The 7,626-nt window shown below is 70.9% G+C and carries 7 protein-coding genes; 2 read left to right on the top strand and 5 right to left on the bottom strand.

Features of this window, described 5'->3' with window-relative positions; all coding sequences use genetic code 11:
• Nucleotides 1-309: 309 nt before the first annotated feature.
• Nucleotides 310-1,974, bottom strand: a complete 1,665-nt coding sequence (locus G5C51_RS37895; protein WP_165244762.1) for an alkaline phosphatase D family protein — start codon at nt 1,972-1,974, stop codon at nt 310-312.
• Nucleotides 1,975-2,146: 172 nt separating this feature from the next.
• Here G5C51_RS37895 and G5C51_RS37900 point away from each other — a divergent pair, with 172 nt between their 5' ends.
• Nucleotides 2,147-2,341 (top strand): hypothetical protein, encoded by a 195-nt coding sequence (locus G5C51_RS37900; protein WP_165244764.1) that lies wholly within the window; start codon nt 2,147-2,149, stop codon nt 2,339-2,341.
• Here G5C51_RS37900 and G5C51_RS37905 read toward each other — a convergent pair.
• The 4 genes from G5C51_RS37905 to G5C51_RS37920 are packed head-to-tail and all read right to left on the bottom strand — an operon-like array spanning nt 2,313 to nt 6,601.
• Entirely contained in the window at nt 2,313-3,206 is an 894-nt protein-coding gene (locus G5C51_RS37905) for a ketopantoate reductase family protein (RefSeq protein ID WP_165244766.1), read from the bottom strand. The two genes, G5C51_RS37900 and G5C51_RS37905, sit on opposite strands and share 29 nt — an antisense overlap.
• A gap of 8 nt (nt 3,207-3,214) precedes the next feature.
• Nucleotides 3,215-3,958, bottom strand: a complete 744-nt coding sequence (locus tag G5C51_RS37910; protein ID WP_165244768.1) for a succinate dehydrogenase/fumarate reductase iron-sulfur subunit — start codon at nt 3,956-3,958, stop codon at nt 3,215-3,217.
• Nucleotides 3,955-5,904, bottom strand: a complete 1,950-nt coding sequence (locus G5C51_RS37915; RefSeq protein WP_165244770.1) for a fumarate reductase/succinate dehydrogenase flavoprotein subunit — start codon at nt 5,902-5,904, stop codon at nt 3,955-3,957. Before G5C51_RS37915 ends, G5C51_RS37910 begins: the two co-directional genes overlap by 4 nt.
• A 1-nt stretch (nt 5,905) precedes the next feature.
• Entirely contained in the window at nt 5,906-6,601 is a 696-nt protein-coding gene (locus tag G5C51_RS37920; RefSeq protein ID WP_165244772.1) for a succinate dehydrogenase, read from the bottom strand.
• Between the two features lie 73 nt (nt 6,602-6,674).
• On the opposite strand from G5C51_RS37920, the gene G5C51_RS37925 reads away from it, so the two are divergent.
• Nucleotides 6,675-7,559, top strand: a complete 885-nt coding sequence (locus tag G5C51_RS37925; RefSeq protein WP_165244774.1) for a LysR family transcriptional regulator — start codon at nt 6,675-6,677, stop codon at nt 7,557-7,559.
• Nucleotides 7,560-7,626 lie beyond the last annotated feature (67 nt).

Below are 7,626 nucleotides of genomic sequence, written 5' to 3' on the forward strand. Positions count from 1 at the left end.
GGCTACGGAAGGGGAGAAGGGGCGGGGCTGGGTCCTGCTGCCGGGCGGCGGTGGCGGACGGCGGACAGCGGGCGACGTAAGGCGGGCCGGGCCCCGCTGCGGGCGGCAGTAGCGGACGGCGGGCGACGTATGGCCGGGCCCTGCTGCCGGGCGGCGGTGGGTCGCCGGGCAGCGGGGCGGGCGAGGGCCAGCGGAATACGCGGGCGGGCAGGCCGGCGGGCGGACGGCGGACGGCCGGGTTCCGCTGCCAGGCGGCCAGGCTGCCAGGCGGCCTGGCCGGCAGGCCGGTTGGTGGTCGGGTGCTGAGCCCTACCGCACCGGGCCCTCCACCCGCTCTACCCGCTGCGTCCCGCTCCGCGTCCGGTACGAACGCGCCCAGGCCGTCGTCGCATCCCGGGAGGACTTGTCCGACAGGACGTAATAGTCCATCTGCGCCCGCTCGGCCGTCACGTCCAGGACGCCGTATCCATGCGCGTCCATGTCCAGCCATTTCACATGGCGGTTGGCTGCCCTGATCGCTCCCTCGGCCACCAGAGACACCGTGTCCGGGGCCACGCCCAGGATGTCGTCCAGGTTGTCCGAGGTCACCGACGTCACCACGAATTCCGTGGCCGCCGATCGCGAGAGCGGATACGTCGCCGCCTTTACCGGCACGTCGCACGCCCACGCCATGTGGATGTCCCCCGTCAGGAAGACCGTGTTCGAGATCCCTCGCTCCGTCAGATGCGTCAGCAGCTCCCGCCGGTCGTCCGTATAGCCGTCCCATTGGTCGACATTGATCGCCAGGCCGCCCTCCGGGATCTTGATCTGCAGCAAGTCCGCCAGGGGCTTGAGCAGGTGGGTCGGTAGTGAGCCGAAGGCGACCGGGGAGATCATGACCTCGTTCCCTACCAGCTTCCACTTCGCGTCCGAGGACTCCAGGCCCGTCTTCAGCCAGTCCAGTTGGGCGCGGCCGGTGATCGTGCGGTCCGGGTCGTCCACATCCCCGCTGCCGATGCCGGTCTGCTGGGAGCGGTACGACCTCAGGTCCAGCAGGTGCAGTTCGGCCAGCTTGCCGTAGCGGACGCGGCGGTACGTCGTGCCCGCCACCGACTGCCGGACCGGCATCCACTCGAAGTACGCCTGCTTCGCGCCCGCCGCGCGGGCTGCCCAGTCGCCTTCGGCGCCGGGGGTGTGGTTCTCGGCGCCGCCGGACCAGGTGTCGTTGGCGAACTCGTGGTCGTCCCAGATGGCGATGATGGGGTGGGCGGCGTGCAGCGCCTGCAGGTCCGGGTCGCCCTTGTAACTGGCGTGCCGAGTCCGGTAGTCGGCGAGCGTCAGGATCTCGTGCGCAGGTGCGGCGGCGCGTAGCGGCGTGTCCGTCGCCGGGTATTCGCCAGACGCGTACTCGTAGATGTAGTCGCCCAGGTGCAGCACCGCGTCCAGGTCACCTCTCGCCGCCAGGTGGCGGTACGCGGCGAAGTAGCCCGACTCCCAGTTGGCGCAGGACGCCACCCCGAAGCGCAGGCCGTCGGGCGTAGCGTCCGCGGCGGGGGCGGTGCGGGTGCGGCCGACAGTCGACGTCGCGCCGCCTGCCGCGCCGAAGCGGTACCAATAGCTCGTCGCCGGGCGCAGGCCGCGTACGTCCGCCTTCACCGTGTGGTCGGAGGCGGCCCGGGCGGTCACCGCGCCCTTCGCCACCACCGTCCCGAAGTCCTTGTCCTCCGCGAGCTCCCAGGTCACCTCCGTGTCCGCGCCGATGCCGGAGCCGGGGAGCGCGTCCGGGGACGGCGTCACCCGGGTCCACAGCAGGATCCCGTCGGGGAGCGGGTCGCCGGAGGCGACGCCGTGCAGGAAGGCGGGGCCCTCGGCGGCGTGCGCCGGGAGCGCGGCGCCGGAGAGGGGCGCGGCGAGGGCGGCGGTGGCGGCAGCGGCCTTGACGACCGTGCGCCGGCGGGGCAAATGGGACGCGGGAGTTGCGTGTTGACTGGTCACGGCCGATCAGGTTACTGGCAGGTACCCGCAACTGCCCCGGCAGGGGGGAAGATTCGCCCGGATTTCGCCTGCGGTTCGGACGCGATCACGTGCCGGGGAACGTCAGTCCACCACGTCGCCCGTCGCGGTGAACTTGCGGTCGTCCCGGGCTGGCCGGTTCTAGCCTGTGTGCATGCCCAGTCTCACGGTGGATCTGACCGAAGCGGAGTTCGCAGAACTGCGTGCCGTCGCCGCCGTCTGCGGTGTGCCGATCAGCTGTCTCGCGCACGCCATGGTGCTGGAGGGAGTGGACAGCCGCCGGCAGCACCGGCAGGAGTCGCGGCCGCCCGACTGGTGGCTCAGTGGTGACGCTCGCGGAGCGAACTGACCAAACGCTTCGCCACCGGCACCGGCACCCCGCGCCGGTCCGCCGCCCGCAGCAGCGCCCCGCCGATCGCGTCGAGTTCCAGCGGGCGCCCGGCCTCGGCGTCCCGCTGCATCGAGGACTTGGTGTCGTACGGCATGCGCTCGAAGAGCCGCAGCACCGGCTCCGCCGTCACATCCGCCCCGCAGGCGCGGCCCGTCGCCACCGCCTCGGACACGAGCGCGCGCATCTCGTCGGCGTGGGTCGTACGGACATCGCCGACGGTCGCGGCGTGCTGCGTGGTGAGGAGCGCGGCGGTGGCGAGGAAGGCCAGCTTGGCCCACAGGATCGTGGCCTCGTCGTCGTGCACCGTCGCGCTCGCGCCCGCGTCCTTCAGCAGTCCGGCCAGCTGCTCCAGGCGCTCGCGTGGGGCGGTCGCACTTGCCAGGTCGAGGTCGCAGAACGGGCTGCCGTGCTCGATCTCGCCGGGTGCCGTCCTGGTCGACTCGACCCGGATCACGGCGCCGGTGACCTGCGCCGGGTCGTAGCGCTCGCGCAGCATGTCCATGTGCTCGACGCCGTTGAGCAGTGGTACGACGAGACCGTCGCCGAGTGCTGCCGCCGGGGCGCGGTCCAGCGCCTCCGGCATCGCGGTGGCCTTGACCGTGACGAACAGCGCGTCCACCGGTTCGCGCAGCTCCGTATCGGCCTCGACGGCGGCGGTGAAGTCGCCGAAGTGCCCACTCCGCACGGTGATTCCGCGCTCGCGGATCGCGCTCGCGGTCGTGTCGGACGCCAGGCAGATCACGCGGTGGCCTGCGCGGGCGAGCAGGCCGGCGAGGAGGCCGCCGACCCCGCCGGGGCCGAGTACGGCTATCGTCGAAGTCATTGACTCAGTCAAGCACCGCGCCGGGCGGCCCGCAAGAACTCCTTGTTCATCTTCGTGATCGAGAAGAGCGGGATCCCCTTCGGGCAGGCCGTCGCGCACTCGCCGGTGAGCGTGCAGCCGCCGAAGCCCTCGTCGTCCATCTGCGCCACCATGTCCAGGACCCGGGACTCGCGCTCCGGGGCGCCCTGCGGCAGCACATTGAGGTGGTTGACCTTGGCCGAAGTGAACAGCATCGCCGCCCCGTTGGGGCACGCCGCCACGCAGGCGCCGCAGCCGATGCACTCGGCGTGCTCGAAGGCGAAGTCGGCGTCCGGCTTCGGTACTGGGGTGGCGTGCGCCTCGGGCGCTGCGCCGGTCGGGGCCGTGATGTAGCCGCCGGCCTGGATGATCCGGTCGAAGGCCGAGCGGTCCACGACCAGGTCCTTGATGACCGGGAAGGCGGCGGCGCGCCACGGCTCGATGTCGATCGTGTCGCCGTCCTTGAAGGACCGCATGTGCAGCTGGCAGGTGGTGGTGCGCTCCGGGCCGTGCGCGTCGCCGTTGATGACGAGCGAGCAGGCGCCGCAGATGCCTTCGCGGCAGTCGTGGTCGAAGGCGACGGGGTCCTCGCCCTTGAGGATCAGCTCCTCGTTGAGGGTGTCGAGCATCTCGAGGAACGACATGTCCTGGGAGATGCCGTCGATCTCGTACGTGGACATGCCGCCGTCGGCGTCGGCCGAACGCTGGCGCCAGACGCGCAGGGTGAGCCTCATGCGTAGCTCCGCTGGGTGGGGTGGACGTACTCGAAGACCAGGTCTTCCTTGTGCAGGACGGGCGCCTCGCCGGTGGCGGTGAACTCCCAGGCGGCGGCGTACGAGAACTCCTCGTCGCGGCGCTCGGCCTCGCCGTCGGGGGTCTGCGACTCCTCGCGGAAGTGGCCGCCGCAGGATTCGGCGCGGTGCAGGGCGTCGAGGCACATCAGCTCGGCGAGCTCGAGGTAGTCCATGATGCGGTTCGCCTTCTCCAGGGACTGGTTGAACTCCTCGCCGGTGCCCGGCACCTTGATCCGGCGCCAGAACTCCTCGCGGATCTGCGGGATCCGGTCGAGGGCCTTGCGCAGCCCTTCGTCGGTACGGGCCATGCCGCAGAACTCCCACATCAGCTCGCCGAGTTCGCGGTGGAAGGAGTCGGGTGTGCGGTCGCCGTCGACGGCGAGGAGCAGGTGCAGCCGGTCCTCGGTGTCGGCGAGCGCCTCCTGGACGGCGGGGTGGTCGGGGGTGACCCGGTCCGCGTGCGGGTTCTTCGCCAGGTAGTCGTTGATCGTCGCCGGGAGGACGAAGTAGCCGTCGGCCAGGCCCTGCATCAGCGCGGAGGCGCCGAGGCGGTTGGCGCCGTGGTCGGAGAAGTTCGCCTCGCCGATCGCGAAGAGGCCGGGGACGGTGGTCTGCAGGTCGTAGTCCACCCACAGACCGCCCATCGTGTAGTGCACGGCCGGGTAGATGCGCATGGGGACCTGGTACGGATCCTCGTCGGTGATCCGCTGGTACATGTCGAAGAGGTTGCCGTACTTCGCCTCCACCGCCTTGCGGCCCATCCGCTCGATGGCGTCGGCGAAGTCCAGGTACACGCCCTGGCCGCCGGGGCCGACGCCGCGGCCCTCGTCGCAGACGTTCTTCGCGGCGCGGGAGGCGATGTCGCGGGGGACCAGGTTGCCGAAGGCCGGGTAGATGCGCTCCAGGTAGTAATCGCGCTCGTCGTCCGGGATCTGGTTCGGCGGCCGGTCGTCGCCCTTCGCCTTCGGGACCCAGATGCGGCCGTCGTTGCGCAGCGACTCCGACATCAGCGTCAGCTTCGACTGGTGGTCGCCGGTGCGCGGGATGCAGGTCGGGTGGATCTGCGTGAAGCACGGGTTGGCGAAGTGGGCGCCGCGGCGGTGGGCGCGCCAGATGGCGGTCGCGTTGGAGTTCATGGCGTTCGTCGACAGGTAGAAGACGTTGCCGTAGCCGCCGGTCGCGAGGACCACCGCGTCCGCGAAATAGGTGTCGATACGGCCCGTGACCAGGTCGCGGGCGACGATGCCGCGGGCCTTGCCGTCGACGATGACCAGGTCGAGCATCTCGGTGCGCGGGTGCATCTCGACGTTGCCGGCGGCGATCTGGCGGGAGAGCGCCTGGTACGCGCCGAGGAGCAGCTGCTGGCCGGTCTGGCCGCGGGCGTAGAACGTACGCGAGACCTGGACGCCGCCGAAGGAGCGGGTGTCGAGGAGGCCGCCGTACTCGCGGGCGAAGGGGACGCCCTGGGCGACGCACTGGTCGATGATCTCGACGGAGATCTGCGCCAGGCGGTGCACGTTGGACTCGCGGGCGCGGAAGTCGCCGCCCTTGACGGTGTCGTAGAAGAGGCGGTGGATGGAGTCGCCGTCGTTGCGGTAGTTCTTCGCCGCGTTGATGCCGCCCTGGGCGGCGATGGAGTGGGCGCGGCGGGGGGAGTCCTGGTAGCAGAACTGGACCACGTGGTAGCCCTGTTCGGCGAGGGTGGCGCCCGCGGAGCCGCCGGCGAGGCCGGTGCCGACGACGATGACGGTGTGCTTGCGGCGGTTCGCCGGGTTGACCAGCTTGGCCTCGAAGCGGCGGGTGTCCCAGCGCTCGGCGACCGGGCCCGCGGGGGCAGCGGAGTCGGCGATCGGCTCGCCGGTGGTGTAGTCGGTGTAGTCGGTCATGTCAGCTCACGACTCCCGTCATGACTCCGATGGGAACGGCGACGAATCCGGCCGTCAGGACCACGGCCAGCCCGATGGACAGCCCCTTCGGCACCCGGCCGCCGTAGCCGAGCGTGTGCGCCGCCGCCCAGAAGCCGTGCTGGATGTGGAAGCCGAGGGCGACCATCGCGACGATGTAGATGGCGTTGCCGTACCAGGTGGAGAAGGTGTCGATCACGTTCTGGTACGGGTGCAGATGCTCGTATCCGGCCGGGTGCACCGTGCCGGTCGTCAGGTCGAGGATGTGCCAGACGATGAAGAGGCCGAGGATGATGCCGCCCCAGCGCATGGTGCGGGTGGCATAGCTCGCCTTGGGTTTCGCGTGGACGTACTTGCTCGGGCGCGCCTTGATGTCGCGGCGGCTGAGCTGGTAAGCGGCCGTCGCGTGTGCGATGACGGCGGCGAGGAGCACGACGCGGACCAGCCAGAGGCCCCACTCGTAATGGAGGACCGGCTCGCCCATGGTGCGGAGCCAGTGGGCGTAGTGGTTCATCTCGTCGGGGCCGAAGAAGATCTTCAGATTCCCGACCATGTGCGCGACCAGGTAGAGCAGCATGATCACGCCGCTGACCGCCATGACCGTCTTCTTGCCGAGCGTCGATTTCCAGAGGAGTTCGGGGGCGGACGGTCGGCGGTCCGTCTTCGTTGCCAGGGCCATGAATAGTGACGGTAGGGAGGGTGGCGGCCATACGTCCAAGACATGATTCCGCTGTATTCGATAGCCTGCGCCTATGCAGCTCCATCAGCTCCGGTACTTCGCGGCGGTGGCCGACACCCGGCACTTCACGCGGGCCGCCGAGCGCGAGCATGTCGCGCAGCCGTCGCTGTCGCAGCAGATCCGGGCGCTGGAGAAGGAGCTGGGCGCGGAGCTCTTCCACCGGGCACGTGGGCATATCGGGCTGACGGACGCGGGGGAGGCGCTGCTGCCGCTGGCGCGGCGGATCCTCGCCGATACGGAGACGGCGCGGCGGGAAGTGCAGGAGGTGGCGCAGCTGCGGCGGGGGCGGGTCCGGCTGGGGGCGCCGCCGAGTCTGTGCGCGTCGGTTGTTCCGGACGTGTTGCGGGACTTTCACGCGGAGTACCCGGGCGTTGAGCTGGTGGTGCACGAGGACGGCTCGCAGGACCTGGTCCGGGCGCTGGCCGCGGGGGAGCTGGATCTCGCGCTGATCATCACGCCGCTGGCCGGTCAGGGGCCGGTGCTCTCCACTTCGCAGCTGCTGCGGGAGGACCTGGTGGTGGTGTCCGCGCCGGACGGACCCGCGCCGGTGGCGCGCAAGCACATCCGGGTGGGGGATCTGCGGGGGCGGCCGATGGTGATGTTCCGGCGGGGCTACGACCTGCGGGACTTCACCCTGGCGGCGTGCCGGGAGGCGGGGTTCGAGCCGGAATTCTCGGTGGAGGGCGGGGAGATGGACGCGGTGCTCGGTTTCGTACGGGCCGGGCTCGGGGTCGCGGTGGTGCCGCGGATGGTCGCGCAGCGGAGCGGCCTGCGGACGACGCCGTTCGCGGCGCCCGGGCTGCACCGGACGATCTCGCTGGCGCACCGGGCGGATGTGTCACCGCCGCGGGCGGCGCGGGAGTTGAGCCGCATGCTGCGAGCGGGGCTTCGGTCCTGAGAGTCACACCACCCTCTCGAACACCACCCGGAACTCCGCCCCGCCCCCCTCCGCCGCATGCGCCGTC

This window comes from Streptomyces coryli, assembly GCF_011044975.1.
Lineage (GTDB): Bacteria > Actinomycetota > Actinomycetes > Streptomycetales > Streptomycetaceae > Streptomyces > Streptomyces coryli.